At 70.6% G+C, this 22,150-nt stretch carries 21 protein-coding genes and 1 pseudogene; 14 read left to right on the forward strand and 8 right to left on the reverse strand.

The genetic code is table 11. From position 1 onward, the window contains the following. Nucleotides 1–30 precede the first annotated feature (30 nt). Complete coding sequence (locus OTB16_RS27820) at nt 31–2,265, forward strand: hypothetical protein (RefSeq protein ID WP_267723533.1); 2,235 nt, start codon at nt 31–33, stop codon at nt 2,263–2,265. A gap of 546 nt (nt 2,266–2,811) precedes the next feature. Here OTB16_RS27820 and OTB16_RS27825 read toward each other — a convergent pair. Further along, entirely contained in the window at nt 2,812–2,985 is a 174-nt protein-coding gene (locus OTB16_RS27825) for a WD40 repeat domain-containing protein (RefSeq protein WP_267723534.1), read from the reverse strand. Between the two features lie 132 nt (nt 2,986–3,117). On the opposite strand from OTB16_RS27825, the gene OTB16_RS27830 reads away from it, so the two are divergent. Together OTB16_RS27830 and OTB16_RS27835 are read left to right on the forward strand one after the other, a co-directional pair. Then, entirely contained in the window at nt 3,118–3,681 is a 564-nt protein-coding gene (locus tag OTB16_RS27830) for a papain-like cysteine protease family protein (protein WP_267723535.1), read from the forward strand. 10 nt (nt 3,682–3,691) lie between these two features. Next, nucleotides 3,692–4,573, forward strand: a complete 882-nt coding sequence (locus OTB16_RS27835) for a hypothetical protein (protein ID WP_267723536.1) — start codon at nt 3,692–3,694, stop codon at nt 4,571–4,573. A 220-nt stretch (nt 4,574–4,793) separates the two neighbouring features. Here OTB16_RS27835 and OTB16_RS27840 read toward each other — a convergent pair whose 3' ends face one another. Next, nucleotides 4,794–5,264 (reverse strand): LIC_13387 family protein, encoded by a 471-nt coding sequence (locus OTB16_RS27840; protein ID WP_267723537.1) that lies wholly within the window; start codon nt 5,262–5,264, stop codon nt 4,794–4,796. Between the two features lie 552 nt (nt 5,265–5,816). Here OTB16_RS27840 and OTB16_RS39690 point away from each other — a divergent pair. From OTB16_RS39690 to OTB16_RS27850, 3 genes and pseudogenes are all read left to right on the forward strand, one after another. Then, nucleotides 5,817–5,969: pseudogene (locus tag OTB16_RS39690) on the forward strand (excalibur calcium-binding domain-containing protein); the annotation flags it as partial. 117 nt (nt 5,970–6,086) lie between these two features. After that, a complete protein-coding gene (locus OTB16_RS27845) occupies nt 6,087–7,703 on the forward strand; it encodes an MFS transporter (protein WP_267723538.1) in 1,617 nt (538 codons plus the stop codon). Nucleotides 7,704–7,739: 36 nt separating this feature from the next. Beyond that, a complete protein-coding gene (locus OTB16_RS27850) occupies nt 7,740–8,186 on the forward strand; it encodes a hypothetical protein (RefSeq protein ID WP_267723539.1) in 447 nt (148 codons plus the stop codon). 296 nt (nt 8,187–8,482) lie between these two features. Here OTB16_RS27850 and OTB16_RS27855 read toward each other — a convergent pair whose 3' ends face one another. Continuing rightward, nucleotides 8,483–8,854, reverse strand: coding sequence for a winged helix-turn-helix transcriptional regulator (locus OTB16_RS27855; protein ID WP_267723540.1), 372 nt, complete (start codon nt 8,852–8,854; stop codon nt 8,483–8,485). 92 nt (nt 8,855–8,946) lie between these two features. Between OTB16_RS27855 and OTB16_RS27860 the strand changes: the two genes are divergently transcribed. Next, nucleotides 8,947–9,786, forward strand: a complete 840-nt coding sequence (locus tag OTB16_RS27860) for an SDR family oxidoreductase (RefSeq protein ID WP_267723541.1) — start codon at nt 8,947–8,949, stop codon at nt 9,784–9,786. A 218-nt stretch (nt 9,787–10,004) separates the two neighbouring features. Continuing rightward, complete coding sequence (locus OTB16_RS27865; RefSeq protein WP_267723542.1) at nt 10,005–10,277, forward strand: hypothetical protein; 273 nt, start codon at nt 10,005–10,007, stop codon at nt 10,275–10,277. 78 nt (nt 10,278–10,355) lie between these two features. On the opposite strand, the gene OTB16_RS27870 is transcribed toward OTB16_RS27865, so the two are convergent. Both OTB16_RS27870 and katG read right to left on the reverse strand, forming a co-directional pair. Beyond that, on the reverse strand, nt 10,356–10,619 hold the full coding sequence (locus OTB16_RS27870; protein WP_267723543.1) for a hypothetical protein: 264 nt from the start codon (nt 10,617–10,619) through the stop codon (nt 10,356–10,358). Between the two features lie 122 nt (nt 10,620–10,741). Then, nucleotides 10,742–12,931, reverse strand: coding sequence for a catalase/peroxidase HPI (gene katG / locus OTB16_RS27875; RefSeq protein ID WP_267723544.1), 2,190 nt, complete (start codon nt 12,929–12,931; stop codon nt 10,742–10,744). Nucleotides 12,932–13,376: 445 nt separating this feature from the next. Between katG and OTB16_RS27880 the strand changes: the two genes are divergently transcribed. Further along, on the forward strand, nt 13,377–13,799 hold the full coding sequence (locus OTB16_RS27880; RefSeq protein WP_267723545.1) for a Fur family transcriptional regulator: 423 nt from the start codon (nt 13,377–13,379) through the stop codon (nt 13,797–13,799). On the opposite strand, the gene OTB16_RS27885 is transcribed toward OTB16_RS27880, so the two are convergent. Further along, nucleotides 13,750–14,214, reverse strand: a complete 465-nt coding sequence (locus OTB16_RS27885) for a hypothetical protein (protein WP_267723546.1) — start codon at nt 14,212–14,214, stop codon at nt 13,750–13,752. The genes OTB16_RS27880 and OTB16_RS27885 overlap by 50 nt on opposite strands. A gap of 514 nt (nt 14,215–14,728) precedes the next feature. Here OTB16_RS27885 and OTB16_RS27890 point away from each other — a divergent pair. Then, nucleotides 14,729–14,974: a hypothetical protein gene (locus OTB16_RS27890; protein WP_267723547.1), complete on the forward strand. Its 246-nt coding sequence runs from the start codon at nt 14,729–14,731 to the stop codon at nt 14,972–14,974. A 969-nt stretch (nt 14,975–15,943) separates the two neighbouring features. On the opposite strand, the gene OTB16_RS39350 is transcribed toward OTB16_RS27890, so the two are convergent. After that, nucleotides 15,944–18,346, reverse strand: a complete 2,403-nt coding sequence (locus tag OTB16_RS39350; RefSeq protein WP_324290890.1) for a bifunctional serine/threonine-protein kinase/ABC transporter substrate-binding protein — start codon at nt 18,344–18,346, stop codon at nt 15,944–15,946. 673 nt (nt 18,347–19,019) lie between these two features. Here OTB16_RS39350 and OTB16_RS27910 point away from each other — a divergent pair. The 4 genes from OTB16_RS27910 (at nt 19,020) to OTB16_RS27925 (ending at nt 21,499) form a co-directional block, all read left to right on the forward strand. Beyond that, entirely contained in the window at nt 19,020–19,454 is a 435-nt protein-coding gene (locus OTB16_RS27910; protein WP_267723548.1) for an Hsp20/alpha crystallin family protein, read from the forward strand. Nucleotides 19,455–19,567: 113 nt separating this feature from the next. Beyond that, a complete protein-coding gene (locus tag OTB16_RS27915; protein ID WP_267723549.1) occupies nt 19,568–19,963 on the forward strand; it encodes a DUF2267 domain-containing protein in 396 nt (131 codons plus the stop codon). Between the two features lie 84 nt (nt 19,964–20,047). Then, nucleotides 20,048–20,494: a DUF2267 domain-containing protein gene (locus OTB16_RS27920; RefSeq protein ID WP_267723550.1), complete on the forward strand. Its 447-nt coding sequence runs from the start codon at nt 20,048–20,050 to the stop codon at nt 20,492–20,494. A 172-nt stretch (nt 20,495–20,666) separates the two neighbouring features. Further along, nucleotides 20,667–21,499 (forward strand): IS5 family transposase gene (locus OTB16_RS27925; RefSeq protein WP_420717810.1). Its coding sequence is split into 2 segments (ribosomal slippage): nt 20,667–21,014 and nt 21,017–21,499, totalling 831 coding nucleotides; the frame shifts between segments, so codons are not numbered across the junction. Here OTB16_RS27925 and OTB16_RS27930 read toward each other — a convergent pair. After that, entirely contained in the window at nt 21,491–21,970 is a 480-nt protein-coding gene (locus tag OTB16_RS27930; RefSeq protein ID WP_267723553.1) for a hypothetical protein, read from the reverse strand. The two genes, OTB16_RS27925 and OTB16_RS27930, sit on opposite strands and share 9 nt — an antisense overlap. Nucleotides 21,971–22,150: the final 180 nt, after the last annotated feature.

The following is a 22,150-nucleotide window of genomic DNA, read 5'->3' on the forward strand; positions in this document are numbered from 1 at the left end:
CGGCTGTCGAAGGGACGGGCCGGTAGCCCCATGACGCAGTACGACACCGCGGCCGCGCTGGAGGAAGGGTTCTTCGCCGATCTCCAGAGTGTGGAACACCTACGCCGACAGCTACCAGTGGGCGTGCGCCCCTCCCTGCGAGAGCTTGCCGCGCGCGTGGAGCGCTCGCACAACACCGTCGACAACTGGCTGAGCGGCAAGGCGTTCCCCGCGGACGTGGACGTCCTGGCCGGTGTGATCGCCGGCATCAGGCAGGCAGCAGCCGCCCATGGCGGCATCGCCGCCCGTGACGCAGCACTGCTCGATCCGCAGCGGTGGCGGCAGCGGCACACAGCGGTCAACCGGGCCCGCGTCCGGGAGGCCGAACAAGCACGGTTGGGGCAACGGGCAGCCGCCGACCTGGCCGCCGCCGAGGCAAGGGCCCAACGCGATGCCCTGACCGACCCGCCCCAGCGCCTGGACCGTTGGACGGCGGCCCAATTGCGCGTCCATCCGTCAATCTCCGGCATCAGCTCGCCTTCCACCGGCTTCGTCCTCCCCTCCTACGTCGAGCGCCCCCACGACCAGCAGTTGCGCGAGGTGCTACGGACCGCGGTCACCGGCCGGGAGGCGGTGCTGGTGGTGGTGCGCGGGGGCTCGTGCACGGGCAAGACCCGCGCCGCGTACGAAGCCGTCCGTCACGTCGGCGCCCTGGCCGACTGGCAACTCGTCTTCCCCCGCACAGCGGCAAGTGCACTGGAGGTCATGGCCGCCCGTGTGCTCACCCCCCGCACGGTCCTGTGGCTCGACGACGCCCACCAGCTTCTGGCCGGCCGTGAGGGCGAAGCGCTCGCCGCCGGCCTGCTCTCACGTCTGGCCCAGCCCGGCCCCACGATCATCATGGCCACCCTGTGGGACACCGCCTTCACGGAGGTGACCGCGCCCCCACCTGAACGCGCCTTCGGCAGCGCGGACCCACACCGCCATGCCCGTACGCTCCTGACGGGTGCCACAGCCGTCGTGTGCATCCCCTCCGCCTTCGGCGTAGAGGACCTGCGGGTGCTCGACACCCGCGGTGACGATCCGGCGCTCACGGCTGCCGGCCGGTCCTCCCGGGACGGGAAGATCACCCAGACCCTGGCAGCCGGCCTGCAACTCGTGGACCGCTACGAATCCGCCGACGCGCCCCCCGCCTGCTACACGCACGCCCTGATCACTGCCGCCATGGACGCCTGCCGGATGGGCTGGGACACCCCCCTGCCCGACGGCTTCCTCCACGACGCGGCCCCCGGCTACCTGAGCGACGAGCAGCGCACCACGGCCGGCCCCGATTGGTTCCCTTCTGCCCTCGCCGACGCCCGTGCTCCTGTCCAGCACGTTGCCGCGGCCCTGGAACCCGTCCTCCGCACCAGCGGTATGGGGGCACAGTGCGGTGTCTCGCGCCTGTCGGACTACCTCGATGCCCACGGCCGCGCCACCCGCGCACGCGTACGCCCGCCACAGTCGTTCTGGACAGCCTCAGCCGCCCACGCCGAGGACGCAGGCCCTCTGGCCCGGCTGAGCCGTGAAGCAGAAGCAATGGGCCTCACCCACGACGCCGAGTACCTGGCCCGGCTCGCCGCCCGCGCGGGCGACTCCGGGGCTTACGCCGCGCTGGCCGAGACACGCGAAAGGGCCGGTGACTTCCCGGGCGCCGAGCGGATGGCCCGGCTGGCGGTGGATGCCGGAGACGCGCACTGCTGTGCCGCTCTGGCCTGGATGCGGGATCGAGCAGGCGACTCCAAAGGCGCCGAGCGACTGGCCCGGCTCGCCGCCGGTGCGGGAAATCCGGACGCTCTCCGTAGCCTGACCGAAATGCGGGAACGAGCGGGGGACCTCCAGGGCGCCGAGCGACTCGCCCGACTGTCCACCGGCGCCGGCGACCAGGGCGCCCTTCGCAGACTGGGCCGGAGCCGTGAGCGGGCCGAGGACCCCAAGGGCGCCGAGCGCCTTTACGGTCTGGCCGCCGACGCGGGAGACTGGCGCGCCTACAACGCCCTGGCCAGGTTGCAGGAGCGGACGGGGGACCGCCAAGGTGCCGAAGACACGGCCCGGCGGGCCGCCGACGCCGGAAGCCCACGCTGCTACACCGCGCTGGCCTGGATACGGGAGCGGGCAGGGGACCTCCAGGGCGCCGAGCGACTGGCCCGACTGGCCGTCGAGGCCGGAGACCGGCATGCCCTCCGGGAACTGGCGGAGCTGCGGGAGCGCCGCGGGGATCGCCGGGTACGCCCGGGGCTCGAGTAGCGCGTTCGTGGAGAGGGGGGAACGCAACGCGGGAGCGAGGTGGGCGGTGACGGCCTCTCCGGGGCGGGCTACGGGCGGGCTACGGGTGGGGGATGGCGGGGAGCGGGAGGTGGGTTTCGGCAGGTTGTCCTTGCCGTACGGGTGCGCGGCCAGGATGACCGGGAACGGGCCGCTGCCGGGCGGGCGGTGGATGCTGCCCGTAGGACGGTGCCGTCCCGGGTGATGGCGGACTGGTCGTGATCGATGACCACGGTTCCGGGGGCGGGCCGTGGACCGTGACGGGAGGCCGGAGCAGCCCGCGGACGCGGACGGCGGCGTATCGGGCCCTGCCGGGGCGGCGCCAGGGTGTGTCCTGTCCGGCTTCGTCGATCCTCGGGGACATCGTCTCGTCTCTCTGGAGGGGACCGCTGCGGGTCGGCGACCCTCGGGCCGACACCTCGAACATCCACGTCCGGGACGGAGCCGAAACCGTCCGCGCCGTGCTCACGGCCGGGAACTTCGCCCGGCGGAAGGGCCGGGTCGCCGGTGCCTGCGCAACGGCCGCGCTCACCCCCGAGGCGGCCCGGCCCCGTCCACCCGCCACAGCCGTACGGTCCGGTCGTCGGACCCGCTGGCGGGGGTCCGCCCGTGGGGGCTGAGCTCCAGCTTGTTGATGGGGTCGGCGTGCCCGTACGGCACCCGCTTCGGCAGGCAGATGGGAGCCGTAGGCCAGAATCCCATGACTACCTGAAAAGTAATCATTAGGGGGCAATCTGCCGCAAGTCCCCTTTCTGCCGCAGACATAATGCGCTGTCATATTCCTGCCAGATTGCCCCGTTCATCTCGTTGTACCCATCAGGGGAAGGCAGGAAAATGGGCAGGTTCAGGTACGGAACCACGGCGTCGGCCATCGCGCTGGCCGCCTTGGGATCGCTCACGGCCGCGGCAGGCACGGCTCACGCGGAAGCGGGCCAGGACACCATCACCATGCTGAAACAGGAGAAGTCCCAGTGGTGCTGGGCCGCCTCCGGGCTGACCATCGCGAAGTTCCAGGGCTTCGGCTCCACACAGACGGACTTCTGCAACCGGGCCCAGCCCTACTACGGCTGCAACAACCAGCCCGCCACGCTCGACGACATGGCCAAGGGCTGGAGCAGCCTCGGCATGGCCCACACCGGCTCCGGCCTGAACAGCGCGGCCACGTTCAACCAGGTGTACACCGACGTCAAGGCGGCCCGGCCGATCGGTGCCCGCATCGGGTGGGCGTCCGGTGGCGGCCACATGAACGTGGTCTACGGCTTCGACACGTCGAACACCACGATCGCCGTGGCCGACCCGTGGCCGGACACCACCACGTACACGTGGTGGAACTACAACGACTACGTGAGCAACAGCTCGTCCAAGTGGACCCACTCCCGCATCGGCATCTCCCGCTAAGGCAGGCGACATGCGCGACACCAGCTGCACCAAAACGTCCAGCAATCGGGCGGCCTCCCGCCGCTCCCGTCTCTCCATCGTCATCGCGCTGAGTGCCTCCGCACTGCTGTCCGTCGCGGTTCCGGTCCACGCGGCCCCGGCCAGGGATCCTCTCCCGGCAGACATCCCGGACTACCAGGCGGCTCTCAACGCGGTGAGGTCCGCCGACGTGCGCGACACCGTCTGCCGTTTCCTGCGTACTCCGGTGCCCACCGGTGACGCCGGCGGCCCGGTGCAGACGATCCCCGAGACCGCCGAGCCGTGCCAGGGGCTCCCGGTCTTCACGATCAAGGACCCGGTGGCACTGAACGAGATCACTCCCGGGTTCGTCGCGGGCACCGCCCAGCCACTGCCCACCGAGGCGGTCAAGCTGACGCAGCTGGTCTCCTCGCTGAGCACCACCGTCAACGGCCGCAACGCCACCGTCATGCTGGCTCCCACCCAAGGCGGCGGCTGGCACTTGGCGGCCGTGCGCGACGGCGACAGCGACGCCGTGTACGCCGGCAAGGCCACCGCGGGCACGCTGGTCTTCACCGAGCCGCAGAACCGCGGCTGGTACCAGCTCAAACTCCTCACCGTCGAGCCGCTCAACGACCAAGCCCGGCAAGGGCTGGGCGGCCAGGCGTCCGTATCGCTCAGCGACTACCAGAAGCTGGTCAAGGCCCGCTACGCCGACAAGCTGCCCGGCTCGGAGTACGACACCATGGGCTACTCCAGCGGCTACGGCCTCCCGCGCACGGAGGGCGACTCCGCATCCTCCACCCTGCTCCTTGCCGGCGGTTCCAGTGCGACGCTCGCCCTCGGTGGCGGACTCGCCCTGCTCCGCCACCGCAGGCGCGCGAGCGGCCGCTGAGGCCAACCCCGTACGCCTCCTCGCTCCGCCCCGGCAACCGGCCGGGGCGGAGCGCACCCCTGTCCGGCCGGACTGCCGTACGTTCATGCCGCCCCGACGGGCAGGGCCGTTGCCCGGCGGCCTGCCGAGCGGCACGGCCGCGGCGAGGGGCGGGAGTCTCAGCCCGCCGTCGAGTTGACGGACACCGGCACCGGCACCGGCACCGGCACCGGTGCCGAGGTCAGCGTGCGGCCCGGCGCAGGGACAGGGCGAAGGCGCAGCTGGTGACGGTGAGGACGGCGATCGGCGGAGGGGGCAGGAAGAGGGCTGATATCGCCAGGCCGGCGAGTGAGGTGGCGAGGAGCGTCCACCCGAAAGCGGTGCGCCGCTCGACCAAGGCCGGGGAGTGCCGGGCTGCGAGCAGGGCAAGGGCCGCGCCGGAGATGACGAACAGGGCCATGACGGCACTCATGCCGTTGACGAGGTCGAGGGTGCTGCGTTCCAGGCCCAGCATCGTCATGCCCGTGGCCCGCATGGCTGCCGAGGAGGCTTCTTGCTGTGGTGTCGGGTCGCCCCAGGCCGTCGCGGCGGCAATGGCGAGGTGGCCGGTACCCAGCAGCACGAAGCCGCCCGCGCCCACCTTGAAGGGTCGCAGGGCCCCGGGCCCGGGCCGGTGCCCGTGTCCGATGGCGGATGGGGCGGTGGCGCTCATCGTGACTCCTTGAGGTTGGGTCAGACCGACCTCTACATCTGTAGAGGCTGAGGAATAGGACTCTACACCTGTAGAGGACGCGCGCTGCGGCGAGGCCTGCCCGCAGGGGCCGGGCCGGAGCCGTACGATGCCCCGGCCGCAGTCGTGCTCCCCGCCGCCGGCGGTTCGCCGCGCCCGTCGGACGGCCCCGGCACGTACGGGCGCGAACTGACGAGAGCCTCCACGCGCGGGCCGCAGCGTTCTTAGTTGAGCAAGATGCTGGGCTCACAACCCGCGCGCGGGCGCCCTGTTGGTCGCCGCCCGCTGGGATGCTCGAGGCCGGATCGGGCCGGACTTCACCTCACGCAGGTCCATCAGGATGCGGGGGGCCTTTCGCCCTCGACCGGTGGTCTGGTTCTGCTGCTGCGGGCGGCGACCGCGATGGCCGTCGCCGGCGCGGTCTTCGTCCGCCGGGACGCCTGAGTGCGGCAACGACCCAGGCAAGGGCCACCACTCTCCCGCAAGGCGAGGCCGGTTCATCCCTTCCGGCCTTCCGGGCGGAGTGTGCGCTCAGTGGGTCAGTGCGGAGACGGGCGGGGGATCCTCATCCGGTGGCAGTTCGAGTACCGGTGGGGCGGCGGCAGCGTCTCGTACCGGAACTGCACCGCCGTCAGGGCGGCAGGGGCCGCTCCGCTCCGCCGCGGAGATCCCGGTTTCGGACCTCACCTCGACCACGACGACCATCGGGTCGAAACGGCCGCACCGAACGGCACGGTCCGCCAATCGGTTGACCTGTGGCGGGTCACGGATCCGTCCGCTGGGTTTGCTGGGACGATCCTGCCTATGGCACCGAGGACAGGCCCTGTCGAGAGTTCGGCACCAGCGCGGGTCGTCTTGCTGACACTGTCGGCCGGTCAGTTCTTGATGGCGCTCGACAGCTCGGTCATGAACGTCTCGATCGCGACGGTGGCCGAGGACGTGGGCACGACCGTGTCGGGCATCCAGGGCGCGATCACCGCCTACACCCTCGTGATGGCGATGTTCATGATTCCCGGAGGCAAGATCGGGGCGCTGATCGGCCGCAAACGCGCGTTCCTGATCGGCTGCTGCATCTACGGGGCCGGTTCCTTCACTACGGCGCTCGCACCGAATCTCACGGTACTCCTGATTGGCTGGGCGCTCCTCGAAGGCCTCGGGGCGGCGCTCATCCTGCCCGCGATCGTGGCGCTCGTCGCCGGCAACTTCGTCGCTGAACGCCGTCCCGCCGCATACGGACTCGTCGCGGCGGCAGGGGCCGTGGCGATCGCGGTCGGTCCGCTCATCGGTGGTGTCGCGACGACGTACTTCTCCTGGCGGTGGGTGTTCGCCGGGGAGGTGCTGGTGGTGCTCGGCATTCTGGTGCTGGCCCGCCGCATCGCCGACGCCCCGACCGGCGAACGCCGGCGCATCGATCTCGTCGGTGTGGTGCTGTCCGCGCTCGGGCTCGGGCTGTTCGTCTACGGGGTGCTCCGCTCGGACGAGTGGGGGTGGTTCCAGCCGAAGCCCGACGCGCCGTCGTGGCTGGGGATCTCGCTGGTCGTGTGGCTGATGCTGGCAGGCCTGCTGTTGATCTGGCTCTTCCTGCGCTGGGAGGCCGGCCTCGTGGAGCAGGGCAGGGATCCGCTCCTCGATCCGGCCCTGTTGCAGAACAAGCAGCTCACCGGTGGGCTGACCATGTTCTTCTTCCAATACCTCGTGCAGATGGGCGTGTTCTTCGTCGTCCCGCTCTACCTGTCGGTCGCCCTCGGCCTGTCCGCCCTGCAGACCGGTGTCCGACTCCTGCCGCTGTCGGTGACGCTGCTCGCGGCCGCGGTCCTGATCCCCCGCCTCCTCCCGGACATCTCGCCGAGGCGGGTGGTACGGCTCGGTGTCATCGCCCTGCTCGCGGGCGCGGTGGTCATGATGGCCGCGCTCGACGCGGACGCGGGTGCGGAAGTCGTCACCGTCCCCCTCCTGCTGATCGGTCTCGGCATGGGCGCACTGGCGTCCCAGCTCGGGGCGGTCACCGTGTCCGCGGTACCGGAAGCACAGAGTGCGGAGGTCGGCGGCGTGCAGAACGCCGTCACCAATCTCGGTGCCTCGATCGGTACGGCACTCGCCGGCTCGATCATGATCGCCACGCTTGCCACGTCCTTCCTGACCAGCGTCGAGCAGAATCCGGCGATCCCCGAAAGCGTCAAGAGCCAGGCAACCGTCAAGATTCAAAGCGGCGCGCCGTTCCTGTCGGACGCGCAACTCGAGACGGCCCTCGACGAAGCCGGCACCAGCAGCGAGGTGACCCGGAGCGCGCTGGACGCGAACGCCGCAGCGAGACTCGACGGGCTTCAGGCGGCGCTCGCCATCCTCGCCCTCGCCGCCCTGCTCGCCCTGTTCTTCACGCATCGCATTCCGACGTCCCAGCCCCGCTCGAAAGAGCCATGAGGGCGCTGGTCGCTCGCGGGACGGTTCAATGACTGGGTGGTGAACTGGGCGCGAATGTACGACTGGTACTCCGACGTGGATCGCGTTCCCGAGCTTCTGTCTTCGGTGGATCGTAAGGACGACGCCGAAGCGTGGACGGAGCTGTGGCACCGGCTGATCCTTGAGCGTGACCTCTTGTCGCCCGCCGGCATCGCGGCTCTGCCCCGGCTGGCGCGCCTCGCCGCGGGGAGCACGGAAGCACGACACCTGGCTTCCGGGCAGCGCGCGAGAATCCGCTGCAGGCGCTGGGTGGTGTGCGGGGTGTGCCGGTCGGGAGCGGTGAGGATCCAGCGTGCGGCCTCGCGAGAAGGGGGTCTGGCCCGCATCGGCACGCGGCGCGAGGTGAACCCGACCCGCGTCACGATGCGCCAGGCTCCGCAGCCCTCATCCGCGACGACCTCCTACTTCGCCAGACCGATCCGCGAGGGGGGCGGACGGCCGTGAACCCTGCCGCTCCGCCCCCCGGCCGCGTCATCACCCGGCAGGCCCGCACGCGGCTGTACATCGAACAAGGGTGCGGCGGCGCGTAGTCGGGCGTGGCCGCTCCGCTCCTGCCCTGTGACGCGTACGGCCTGGCGGGGTCGGAGGCGTCAGGGGGTGAGCGGTACCTCGGTGATGGTCAGTGCGTCCGTGTCGAGCACGCACTCGTCCTCGCCGCGGCCGGTGTTGTGGGTGAGCAGTGCGGAGGGCGGGGCGACGACTCGGTACGGCCGGCCCGTGGTCGGACGGCGGGCGCCTCGCTATCCCGTGCTGCGCGGCGACAGCCGCCGTGTGATCCGGTCGAACAGCTCCGTCAGCGGCTCGCCGACGTCCCGGCCGAACTCGGTCAGCCCGTAGGTGACCTGGGGCGGCGTCGTCGGCTCGACCTCCCGCCAGACCAGGCCGTCCTGGACCAGCGCCCGCAGGGTCTGGGCGAGCATCTTCTCGCTGATGCCCTGGATGCTCTCGCGCAGCTCGTAGAAACGAAGGTCATTGCTCCGCAACGAGATGAGCACCCAGATGCCCCACCTGCTGGTCACATGGTCGACCACATCGCGCGCCGGGCAGTCGGTGTGAAACACGTCATACCGCTTCCCCGTCTCGGCCTGTCTGGTCTGCGCGCCTTCCGTCATGTCATGAGCTTACCTCGAGGTATGTCCTTACCAAAAGTTAGCCCATGCTCCTAGCGTGATGGCCACAGAGAACATCCGACAAGGAGCTGATCATGATCGTAGTGACCGGGGCCACCGGGAATATCGGCCGGCCGTTGACGCAGGCGCTGGCCGAGGCGGGCCAGCAAGTGACGGCCGTGTCACGGCACACGGCGGCGGTTCCGAACGGCGTCCGCCACGTGCCGGCCGACCTGGCCAAGCCGGCCAGCCTCAAGCCCGCGCTGGCCGGTGCGAAGGCGCTGTTCCTGCTGCTGTCCGGCGACCTGCACGCCACTGGAGCCAACCCTGCCGACATCATCCGCGAAGCTGCGGCCAGCGGGGTCCGCCGGGTCGTCCTGCTCTCCACGCTGGGCGTGGTGACCAGGCCCTCCGGCCACACGCGGATCGCGATGCGCGCACTGGAGGACATGCTGCGGGAGTCCGACCTGGAGTGGGCCATCCTGCGGCCGGGCGGCTTCGCCTCCAACGCCCTGTGGTGGGCCGAGTCCGTCCGCGCGCAACAGGTCGTCGCCGCGCCCTTCGGCGACGTCGGAGTGCCGATCATCGACCCGGCGGACATCGCCGCGGTCGCGGCAGCCTGCTTGCTGGATGACCGGCACACCGGCACCGTCTACGAGCTGACCGGCCCGGAGGTGATCACTCCGCGCCAGCAGGCGGACGCTATCGCCTCCGCGCTGGGCTCGCCAGTGAGGTTTCACGAGCTCACCCGCGACGAGGCCAAGACCGCCATGACCCAGAGCATGCCGGCGGAGCTCGCCGACGACACTCTGGACATCCTCGGCTCCCCGAGCCCGGCCGAGCTGCGCGTCAGCCCGGACGTCCAGCAGGTCCTCGGTCACGCCCCGCGGCCCTTCGCCGACTGGGCCGCCCGCAATGTCGCCGCGTTCCGCTGAGACTGGTCGGCGCCGCTGGAACTGCTTTCGTGCTCGGCGCTGTACGCCGGCTTCGGCCTGGCGTGCGCGCTGAGCGGGACCTCCTTGCTCTACCACGGCGGTGACTGGTGGGCCTCCGGGTTGGGTGGGCGGTCATGGCGGTGGGTGCGCCGGCCCCGTTGGTCAGCGGAGCGGTGTTGCGGTACGGGTTGAGGCCAGCGTCACGGGTACTGCTCTGGGTGGCCTGCGTGCTGGCCGGGATCACCGCGTTCAGCCTGCTGATGGATGTGATCACGCTGATGCTCGGGCAGGGAGTGGACAGCCGAGCCTCCGCTGCGAACAAGGCCCTCGCGGCGGTCGGGGCGGTCCTGCTCGCGGCCACGGCCCGGTCCGACCGCCTGCCGGCCGGTGCTGCTGTACGAGCGCCGTCCGCTGCACCGCAGCGCCTCCATATCGCGGCCTGGTCAGGGACGCCGGCCTTTGTCCCGTACGCGGTGATGAAGCCGGCCTGAGCGTGCGGTGGGACGTTCGCGGGGTGAACCACCGCGCCCGCTGCGCCCGCCACGCCGGCGGGGACGGGGGAAGAGGCCTCAGTCCTTGCTCTCGCCCGTTCCCACGACGTACGCGACGAGTGCTCCGGCGAACACGGCCCAGGCGGCCGCCGAAGCGCCCGCGGTGATCCAGGCGAGGATCCCGAGCAGCAGGGCGGCGAGGGCTCCGGTGGCCATTGCCCGGGGACTGGTGAGGAACGCCCACTGCCCGCGCCCGCTGCCGGGACGGCGGAACTCGGCGACGGCCGTCCTGATGACGAGGGCGGCCACCACCAGGGCGATGCTGAGCAGGGTGATCCCCATGGCGCGCGCCTCCGGTCGGGTCCGACGTACTGCACCGCAGTCTGCTCTGCTTCGTCGCGCCGGTCGATGCCGGGGGCCCGGTGCGCCGGTCGGCCGATGAACGGCCGGCCGGCGCGTCGGACTCAGGCGAGGTCGAAGCGGTCGAGCCGCATCACCTTGTCCCAGGCGGCGGCGAAGTCGCGCACGAACTTCTCCCCCGCGTCCCTGGAGGCGTAGACCTCCGAGAGGGCCCGCAGCTGGGCGTGCGAGCCGAAGACGAGGTCGACGGCGGTCGCGGTCCACTTGGTCTCGCCCGTGACGGCGTCCCGGCCCTCGAAGACGTTCTCGTCGGCGTCCGAGGCCTTCCACTGCGTGCGCATGTCGAGCAGGTTGACGAAGAAGTCGTTCGTCAACACCCCCGGCCGGTCGGTGAGGACGCCGTGGGGAGAGCGCCGGAAGCCGCTGTCCAGGGCTCGCATGCCGCCGATCAGGACCGTCATCTCGGGCGCCGTCAGGGTCAGCATGGAGGCGCGGTCCAGGAGCAGGGTCTCCGGCGACAGCTTCACCCCGGCCCGCAGGTAGTTGCGGAACCCGTCCGCCTCGGGTTCGAGGACGGCGAAGGTCTCCACGTCGGTCTGCTCCTGCGAGGCGTCCGTACGCCCCGGTGCGAACGGCACCGTGATGTCGTGCCCGGCGTTCTTCGCGGCCTGCTCCACGGCCGCGCATCCGCCCAGGACGATCAGGTCCGCGAGCGAGACCTTCGTCCCGCCGGTCTGCGCACGGTTGAAGTCCTGCTGGATCTGCTCCAGGGTGCGCAGCACCTCGGCCACCTCGGGGAGGTCGTTGACCTCCCAGTCCTTCTGCGGCGCGAGTCGGATGCGGGCTCCGTTGGCCCCACCGCGCTTGTCGGTGCCGCGGAAGCTCGCCGCCGAGGCCCACGCGGCGGCGACCAGCTGGGAGACGGACAGTCCCGACGAGAGGACCCTGCCCTTGAGGGCGGCGACGTCCGCGTCCGAGACCAGCTCGTGGTCAACCGCGGGCACCGGGTCCTGCCACAGCTGCGCTTCGGGGACCCACGGGCCGAGGTACCGGGAAAGGGGTCCCATGTCGCGGTGCAGCAGCTTGTACCACGCCTTGCCGAACGCCTCCGCGAGTTCCTCCGGATTCTCGTGGAAGCGCTTGGCGATCGCGCCGTAGACCGGGTCCACCCGCATTGCGAGGTCCGTGGTCAGCATCATGGGGGCGTGCCGCTTCGACGGGTCGTGGGCATCGGGCACCGTGTCCCGGGCCGAGTCGTCCGTCGGGGTCCACTGCTTCGCGCCGGCCGGGCTCGTCGTCAGTTCCCACTCGTACCGGAACAGGTTGTCCAGGTACCCGTTGTCCCACGTCGTCGGCGCGGAGGTCCACGCTCCCTCGAGCCCGCTGGTGAGCGCGTCGGCGCCCTTGCCGCTGCCGTACGTGTTCCGCCAGCCGATGCCCTGCTGATCGACGGGGCACGCCTCGGGCTCAGGGCCGATGTACTCGGCGCCGCCCGCACCGTGGCACTTGCCGAAGGTGTGGCCGCCGATGATGAGCGCGGCCGTCTCCTCGTCGTTCATCGCCATGCGCCCGAACGTCTCGCGGATGTCCCGGGCGGATGCAAGCGGATCCGGATTCCCGTTGGGCCCTTCCGGGTTGACGTAGATCAAGCCCATCTGCACCGCTCCGAACGGACCGGTCAGTTCCCTGTCGCCGCTGTAGCGCGCGTCTCCGAGCCACGTGTCCTCGGGGCCCCAGAAGATCTCCTCGGGCTCCCAGATGTCCTGCCGCCCGAAAGCGAAGCCGAACGTCTTGAACCCCATCGATTCCATGGCGCAATTGCCGGCGAAGACGAGCAGGTCGGCCCAGGAGATCTTCCGTCCGTACTTCTGCTTGACCGGCCACAGCAGACGGCGCGCCTTGTCGAGGCTCGCATTGTCCGGCCAGCTGTTGAGGGGGGCGAAACGCTGCGCGCCGGCTCCGCCGCCGCCCCGGCCGTCGGCGATGCGGTATGTTCCGGCGGAATGCCAGCTCATCCGGATGAAGAGCGGCCCGTAGTGGCCGTAGTCGGCGGGCCACCATTCCTGTGACGCCGTCATCACCTCGAAGACGTCCTGCTTCAGGGCGTCGAGGTCCAGCGTCGCGAACTCCTTCGCGTAGTCGAAGCCCGCACCCATCGGATCGGCCAGAGGCGAGTGCTGGTGGAGCACCTGAAGATCCAGCTGATCCGGCCACCAGTCCCGGTTCGAGCGGGGGCGAGTCGGCTCGGGGGTGGGGGCAGGGATTACCGGGTTCTCGCTGTCGCTTCCGGACACGTCCGTCCTTCTTTCCATATCGGTGGTCCCGCTGCCGACCGTCCGCCCCCGGCGCCGCCTGAACGGCGCCGATGACCGGGAGCGTGTCGGCGCGTCCGTATAGTCGCGCACCGGAGAGCCCACTGCCGCGAGAACACGCGGGGTGCTTCCCCATCACCGGCAGTCGAAATCCAGATCGGGCCCCGGCGGGCCGTCCGCCGTTCCCCCCGCTCTCCGGAACTGCCGCCATGGATGGCATTGTCTGATCATCGCGACCTTTCCCGGCGGCAAGGAGCGTGCACACCGAAGTGGATTTGATGTCGAAGAAACCCGCGGCCTCCCGGTAATCTGTGCCTCCCTTTCGGAGAAGAGGCGGCTGGCTCGGCGCCATGCCGGTCAAACGCCGTCTCCGTCTCCGTCATCCAGTCATTCAGTCGTCCCGTCGAGCCTGAAAGGGTGAGCCGCCATGAGCGACCTGTTGGAGCGCCTGCGACGGCGGGGCTGGCGGATGACGTCCCAGCGGCGCGTCGTCGTCGAGGTCCTCGACGGTGACCACCTCCACCTCACGGCCGACGAGGTGCACGCCCGAGCGGCCCGGCAGCTGCCCGAGATCGCGCGCGCGACCGTCTACAACACCCTGGGCGAGCTCGTCCTGCTCGGTGAGGTCGCGGAAGTTTCCGTCCACGGCCGTGCGAAGCGCTTCGACCCCAACGCGCACCACCCGCACCAGCACCTGGTGTGCACCGGATGCGGCATCATCCGCGACGTCCGCCCGACCGTCACCCCGCCCGGCCTGCCGGCGCAGGAGCGGTACGGCTTCACGGTGTCCGACGTCGAGGTCACCTACCGCGGGCTGTGCCCGTCCTGCGCTCGCGATCTGCCGCGATGAGCGCGGACGGCCGGGTGCGGGCCAGCAGGACCGGACTGTTGCCGAAGCCGAAGCCGAAGCCGAAGCCGAAGCCGAAGCCGAAGCCGAAGCCGAAGCCGAAGCCGAAGCCGGCGTCCAGTTCGGCCCAGGCCAGGACGGTGTGGTGACCGTCCCCGCCACTGTGGGCGCTGCGCTCACTGCCGTACTGGTAGAGGGCATTCACGAAGAGCCTGCGGCCGGCGGCGGGCGCGGGCGCAGGCACGTTTCTCAGCTGCAGGTATGTCTGGAGGGGTGCGGTGCGGGAGATGAGCTCGTTGAAGGCGAGCCAGGGGGTGCGACGCAGTCGCGGGGTCAGGCCGCGCCCGACGCCCTTGGCCGCGAGGAGGACCTGCCGCCAGGTCGTGGTCGCCAGGTAGGTCCCGTACGACGAAGGCACGGCGGCCACCCCGGCCACGGCTGGGTGGCGCCCTTCCACAGGGGGGCGGGGGGTCGCCGCAGCGCGCTGAAGTCGCGCACGACGACAGGTATGTCCGGGGCGTCGGTCGGGGCGGAAGGCGAAGTCGGTCGCGTCGTGCGGTGGCTGCATGACCACGCCAGCAGCGTGTCATGGACCACGGACATCAGTCGCAGCGGTGGCCGAGCGGTCGGCAGGGGAGCGGACGTCGGGAAGTGACGGCCAGGGGCTGCCGTGATCGTTGGCTGTCAGCCCCAGAGATGCAGTCGGCGCGTCCCGCTGGTGGCCGTCCCGCTCACGCGTTACGTGGGCCAGCACGAGGTGATCGTCGCGGGGGAGCGGGCCCTCTGGGCCGCCGCCCTGTGACCTCACACCGGCGGACGACACGGCAATTTCGGACATTTATACCCGTATCTGACATGTCTGCATGCTAGGGATAGAGGGTAAGGATTCCTGAAACAGGAGGCATGCGACGATGCGTACAACTCTTCTCCGTGTGACGACCGCGATGGGTGCCGCGGCAGTTCTGGCTCTCTGCGGCGCCGGCGCGGCCAGCGCCGACGGCGTGGGCAACGCAGGCATCGGGAACTCGGGCGTCGGCAACTCGGGCGCCTTCAACGACGGCATCGGCAACTCGGGCGTTGCCAACTGGGGTCTGGGCAACGCGGGCGTCGGTAACACGGGCATCGGCAGCCACGGCATCGGCAACTCGGGCGTCGGCAGCTCCGGTATCGGCAACTGACACGGGCTCACGGGCCCCGCACCACCGAGTCGCACGGCGGCGCGCCCGGCATCACCCGGGCGCGTCCCCCGGGCTGCCCGTTCCGCCAGCGGCCATCCCGGGGTGCATGGCGCCGAGCCTGGTTGGCTGTGGTCGGCAGCTCCGGGCGGTCAGAACGAGCACGTGGCTGAAGGAGCTGTAGGCCTTGTCGCCCAGGACATGGTCAGGGCGGGCTGCCCCTTTTTGTGGGCGCTGGCGGCATGCTGATGGGTGCGGCCGCCGCGATGCGGTCGGGGCCGGGCGGACCGGGAGCGCCCGCTGCGTTGGGCACGAATGGATGCCGGGACGAGCTCGGGGGCGCGGGTTCGGTTGAGGTGGTCGTCCTGCCGGGCCTGCTCGGACGCCGGACTGCGACCGGACCCCGCGGGCGGCGTCCCTCCCGGCTCGTGAGCACCTCCGCCTCCGCCTTCGTCCGTCTTCGCCCCCCGCCGCGGCCTCTGGGTCCGGGGCGGGTCCGGCTGCTGCGGATCGGCGGCCGGGGGCCTGGCTCGGCGACGTGGTGCCCGCGGGACATGTGCGCGGGTCCGGTGGCTGGGAATGCCTCAGGGCCGGCCCCTGGTGGAGGTCAGCCCTGCAGTCCTTCCGCCGACGGCCCCACGGCCCCACGGCCCCACGGCCCCACGGCCCCACGGCCCCACGGCCCGACGGGGGAGTGGGCATGGCTGCGCGTTCAGCGGGGAGTTCGGGCAGTCGCGAACGGGCGTTGACGGCATCCGGGACCCGGAGCAAAGGGAGTTTCGGAGCCAGCGTCGGGGTGCCAGGAGGCGACCCGTTGCCAGGCCCCCCCGTCGCTCCGCCGCATGAGGTACACATCGGGCCACTGCTCCCGGCTGTCGTCCAGAACGGCCTTGCCAGCGGCCTGGGCGATCTGTCCCAGCCCGACGACTTCCGCGCCCTCGGCCCTGAATGCGGGCGTTCTCCCGGCGGGCATCACCGGGGGGCGACGCTCCCGCTCGGCGCGGTCACCCAGCTGCCATCGTCCACGGCGTATACCGTCACGTTGTGGTTGACCGTGTCGCCGGCCCCGTCGAAGGCGACGCTGCCCGTGACACCGTCAAAGGCGGAACGGGCCACGGCCTGCGGGAGTTTCGCCCGGGCATCAGGGGGGAGGGTGCCGCCGTTGGCCGTCACGAGGGCTCTGACCGCCTCGATGAGCGCCCAGGTCGCGTCATATGCGTAGGGGCCGTACCAGCCGGCCGCCTCCGGGTAGCCCGCCTTGCCGTACCGGGCCAGGAATTCCCGCCCCGCCGCCGACTCCTCGGCGGGTGACCCGATGTTGGTCGCGAGGTCCCCGTCGGCCTGCGGGTTCGCCGTGAGGTACTGCTGGTCGAAGATGCCGTCGCCGCCCATCAGGGGCACGTTCACGCCCGCTTGCTTGAGCTGCTGGGAGATCGGCGCTGCGGTGTCGTAGTAGCCGCCGAAGTAGACGGCTTCGGCGCCCGAGGACCGTACCCTGTCGGCGAGGCCCGCGAAGGCGCGTTCCGCGGGATCGACCTGCTCGGTCCCCACGACGGTGCCGCCCAGCTTCGTGAACTCGGTCGTGAGACCGGAGGTGAGGGCGGTGCCGTGGGCGCTCGCGTCGTCGACGACGTAGAGCTTGGTCTTCTTGGCTTTGCCGTGCAGGTAACGGGCTGCGAACGGCCCCTGGTGGACGTCGGTGGCGATGGTGCGGAAGTAGGTGGAGTGCGGACGGGACTTGGTGCCCGCGGCCCAGTCGGGGCCGAGCGTCAGCGCGGGATCGGTGTTGCCCGGTGACACCGTCACGACGCCCGCCCGCTGGAGCGGTGGCACGAGGGTCTTGGCGACTCCGGAGTTGAGGGGCCCGACGACCCCCAGCACCTTCTCGTCGGACACGAACCGGGCGGCATTGGGACCGCCCTTGGCCGGGTCGGCCCCGTCGTCCAGGGTTTTGATCTCGAAGTTCACACCGGGTACGTACCGGGATTCATTGGCCGTCTTGGCCGCCAGGTCGGCGGAGTTCCTGATTCCGACGCCCATCGCGGACAGCCCGCCGCTCAGTGGTGCGTCCACCCCGATCACCACCGTGACGGAGGAGGCACCTGAGCCGCCGGCCGCCTCGCGGCCGCGAGGCGCGTCTTCATCGCGGGCGAGGGTCCAGGTCAGGGCGGATCCCGTGGCGAGCGTGGCCAGCGCCGCGCCCAGGACCAGGGTTCGCCGGGTGAGGGCATGCCGCCGGCCGCGCCCCACCTCGGCCGTCGTCCTCGGCTCATGTGGGTCGTCGGCCGGAGGCAGGGGCACGGGCGGCCCGGTCGGGTCCTCCGGCGGGGTGTCTTGCCGGGTACCGAGGCGCGCGCCGGGGTCCACGGCGGTGGGCGTCCGCGGTGACGGCGTCGTCGACGGAGCCAACTCCAGCGTGGGCGCAGCAGAAACGTGCTCCGCCGCGTCCGGTGCCGGTACGGGTGCCGTCCTCGGATCGGACGTGCGGCTCGCGGCGGGCCCGTGCGTCTCCGGTCCGTTCCCCGGCGCGTCGGCCTGAGGCCCGGGCGGGCAGGACCGCAGCACTGACGCCAGCATCTCGGCCGCTTCCGCGGCCCTCACGCGCTGATCCGGGTCCTTGGCGAGCAGCGCGTCCAGCACGGGCGCCAGCGGGCCGGCGTGCAGCGACGGCCGGTGCGGGCGGGTGAACACGGCCACGGCCAGGGCGTGGAGTCCCTCTGCGTCGAACGGCGGGTGCCCCTCAACGGCGTGGTAGAGGGTGGCGCCGAGCGCCCACAGGTCGTTTGCTGGAGTCGGGCGCTTGCCCTCCAGTTGCTCCGGCGGCATGTATTGCGGCGTACCGATGACAATTCCGCTGTGGCTCAGCTTGGTCGTGGCGTCCGCGAGGTGGGCTATGCCGAAGTCGGTCAGGACGACACGGTCCTTGGTCAGGAGAACGTTGTCCGGCTTGACGTCGCGGTGGACGATCCGCGCCCCGTGTGCCTCGACCAGCGCGTCGAGCATGGCGGCGCCGATCTCGGCCACGCGCCGTACCGGCAGCCGGCCCCGGCTGCGAATGGCGGCGGCCAGGGACTGACCGCGGATCAACTCCATGACGATGACGGGGGCGCCGTGGTGGTCCACGACATCGTGGACGGTGATGATCCCCGGGTGGCTGAGAGTGACCGCCGCGCGGGCCTCACTGGTGAACCGCCGGAGCAGCACTGCACGGTCGCCGTCGTCCATACCCGGGGGGAAGAGAATCTCCTTGACGGCGACCTCGCGTCCGAAGAGGTGCTGGTCGAGGCCGCGCCAGACCCGGCCCATACCCCCCTGGCCGATGCGTTCGACCAGCTGGTACCGGCCGGCGATGAGTTCCGGATTTTGCTCGGTCACGGGCACACTCTAATCCTGCCGAGCCGGCCAGGTGTGAGAAGGGTGGCTCAATCACGCCGCAGTCACGAGGTTTGGCTGTGCGCTGCCCGGCCACGGCGCACGCACCCCTGAAGCCGCCGGTGACGGGATGCCGCGGGAGCTGTGGGAGTCGAGTGGATCGTCCTCCACAGTTCTTCTCCGTTGGAGCCGGGGCGCAGGCGGAGGTATCGGCGTTGGCGGCCTGGCGGCTGGCTACCCCGAGGGGTCCGGCGAGCTCGTCCCAGCTCGCACCCTCGCCTCGGGCGGTTTCGACCAGCCCGCTCTCCCAGCCGGCGAGCTGTTCGCGGACCTCGCGCAGCGTTAGCGCGGACCTCGCGCAGCGTCAGCAGTGCGGCCAGAGCCGGGTGCGGGCCGGAGCCGGCCGCGCGCGGTGCTGGGGGCGCAGGCGCTCGCGCGGAGGGCTGCTGCGCGTCCCTCACTGACTGGGTGATGGCCTCGAGCGCCGCCCGCCGGGGCGGCAGGGAAGGGAGGGAACCGGCGTGGCCGGCGGGGCGGGGTCGGTCGTGGGGCTCTCCGCCGTCTCGTCATCCTCCAGATGACTCGACACTTGTCATCGCTTGGATGACATGTTACAACGGATGCACGTTGAAGCGCATTGGCAGTTTCTGCCTGAACCAACTGGAGGTGTTTCGCGATGTTGATGCGCACTGACCCGTTCCGCGAGATGGACCGGATCGTCCAGCAGATGTCGGGGGCGTCGGGTACGTGGTCGAAGCCGTCCGTGATGCCGATGGATGCCTACCGGGAGGGTGAGGAGTACGTGATCGCCTTCGACCTCCCGGGTGTGGACCGTGAGGCGATCGACATCGACGTCGAGCGGAACATGCTGACCGTGAAGGCGGAGCGCCGGCCGGTCGCGAAGGCCGACTCCGTGAAGGTGGAGCTCTCCGAGCGTCCCCTGGGTGTCTTCTCCCGCCAGGTCGTCCTGGCCGACACCCTGGACACCGAGCGCATCCGGGCCGACTACGACGCGGGTGTTCTGACCCTGCGGATCCCGATCGCCGAGCGCGCCAAGCCCCGCAAGATCAGTATCGGCGGCGAGAGCGGCCGCAAGCAGATCTCCGGCTGAACCCTCCAGTACCAGCCGGCAGCGGAGGGCGGGAAGCGCCGATTCCCCCTCCGGCACCCCGCCCTCCGCACCTCTCCCTTTGACCCCCTCACCCCTTCTCCGGAGGTGACGTGATGTCGATGCGCCGGGAAGCGTTTCTGGCCCATGTCCAGGAACGCGGCGAGTACGAAACCCCGGAAGAGGCCGATCGTGTTGCCCGCGTCGTCCTGGCCCTGCTGGGCGCACACCTGGTCGGCAGCGTGCGGGCCGAGCTCGCCGCCCGCCTCCCCGAGACCTACGCCCTGATCCTCCTCAACCCGCTCCAGGCCGCGGAGCCGCTCTCGTCGGAGCGGTTCGTCCGTGCGACCGCGGCCTGGATAGACGGCGCCACCGAGAAGACGGCCCTGTGGGACATCGGTGCGGTCCTGTCCACGGCGGCCGCCGCCGCGGGAGACGTCCTCACCCGCGAGATCCTCTTCCAGCTCCCCCACGGTTACGACCTCCTCTTCGGCCACCCCCAGACCACCTGACTGTCGACCCACCCGACCGCCCATACCTCTCTGACCTCCACCGGCCGCAGGCCGGATCCTTCGCACAGAAAGGCAACCGCAGCCATGTACGACCAGCCTCGACCGAACCCGCCCCAGACGTTCATGACGTTCGACCAGATGCTGGAACGCGTGCGCTACGAAGGCGCCTACCCCACCCGCGAACGCGCCGCGGAAGCCGTCCGCCACGTCCTGGCCAGCCTCGGCCGCCAGCTCACCGGCGACGAACGCGTCGACCTCGCCCAGTGTCTGCCCGTCGAAGCCGCCCTCACTCTGACCGCCCAGATCCCCACTACCGAACACCTCACCGGCTGGGGCTTCGTCAAAGACTTCGCCGTACGCACCGGCGCCAGCCCGGCCACCGCCCGCTGGGACACCGGCGCTGTCCTCGCCGTCGCCGGCCGCCTCGCCGGACCCGACCTCCTTGCCCGCATCCTGCGCCGGCTCCCCGACGGCTACGCCCTCCTCTTCGGCCAGGCCGAACTGCGCCGGCCCGAGCCCGCCGCCGTCTGACCCCGGACGACAGCGTCCGGACACGCGGCAGGGCCGGAACCGCTCCTGTGGTCCCGGCCCTGCCGCCTGACGATCAGTGCTTGAAGGCGTCCTTGACCTTCTCGTCGGCTGCAATTGTCCTGTCCGGGCTTAGACGTCGTTTCTTATGGCGTGATCATTCGTTGAGCCGTGCATGACGGATCTCATAGAGCGGCTGGTGCCGGACGAGTTGTGGGTGTTGTTCCGGCGGGTGGTGCCACCGACGGTGGTGGTACGTCCGCAGGGTGGTGGCCGGCGTCGGGCGGGTGATCGTGAGGTGCTGGCGGCGATCATGTTCGTGGCGACCTCGGGCTGCACGTGGCGGCAGCTGCCGCCGGTGTTCGGCGCGAGCTGGCAGACGGTCTACCGGCGCTTCGCCCAGTGGAGCCGGGACCGGGTCTGGGCAAAGCTCTACCGCGTGATCCTGGACGAACTGGGACTGAGGGGCGAGTTGGACTGGTCGCGGTGCGCGATCGACTCGGTCAGTCTGCGGGCGGCAAAAGGGGGCCACTGACGGGACCGAATCCGACCGACCGTGGCAAGTTGAGATCGAAGATCCACCTGATCACCGACAGGAACGGGCTTCCGCTGTCCCTGGGCATCTCGGGCGCGAACATGCACGACAGTCAGGGTCTGGAACCGCTTGTCTGGGGCATCCCGCCCATCCGTTCACGCCGCGGGCCCCGGCGCCGACGGCCGGCGAAGCTGCACGCCGACAAGGGCTATGACTACGACCGCCTGCGCCGATGGCTGCGTGAGCGTGGAATCAGCCCCCGCATCGTACGCAGGGGCGTCGACTCCTCACAGCGGCTGGGCCGGCATCGCTGGGTGGTCGAGCGAACCGTGTCCTGGCTGGCGGGCTGCCGTCGGCTCCACCGCCGCTACGAACGCAAGGCGGAACACTTCCTTGCCTTCGTCGGCATAGCCGCAATCCTCATCGGCCACCGCCGACTCGCCCGCCTGGATGCGCAAGGGCATTCAGTGTGAGGTTCCAACGTTGCTGGTCCAGACACGCATGGGCGTGATCTCAGGCTCTGTCATGGCCTGCGCCAAGCGGCTCTCCGCGTCGTCCAGGTCCGACCAGGTGCCAACGCCGGGCATGCTGTCGGCCAGAAACCCCTCGACGACCGGACCAAGATGGTCGGAAACCACGTAGGTGCCGTTGAACGGCAGACCATCCGGAGGAACAGAGCCGGTCGAGCACCGGAGCTGCCCGGCCTGCCCGTCGTGCCACACATAGAACGTCGCTACTCCGGAAAAGCCCAGCTCGCGAACGCGTTCCCGGATGCCAGCGGCAGTCTGCTCGAAGGCAGCGACCACCTCGGCAGAGGACAACGACTGCCGGTCCTCGTCCTCTGCCCCCAGCGACCAGGTGTTGGTCTCCCACTCCACCCGCCGGTCACTCGGCTCCAATGCCAACGGCTCTTCGGCCACCTCAGCGATCCATGTCAACAGCACTGAAGCAGTATCCCCGCATGGAGTGGCCCAAGAACCGCCATAAGAAACGACGGCTAAGAAGTTGTCTCATTTGGTGCTGGGCAGGTTCCTTGACACGAGCACAGCGAGCTGGTGCAACTGCTGGCAGTACTTGGCTGCTGCGGGGTCATCGATCTCGGGGATGACTCGGTCCAGGTCCTT

It is taken from the genome of Streptomyces antarcticus (genome assembly GCF_026627255.1).
GTDB classification, from domain to species: Bacteria; Actinomycetota; Actinomycetes; order Streptomycetales; family Streptomycetaceae; genus Streptomyces; species Streptomyces antarcticus.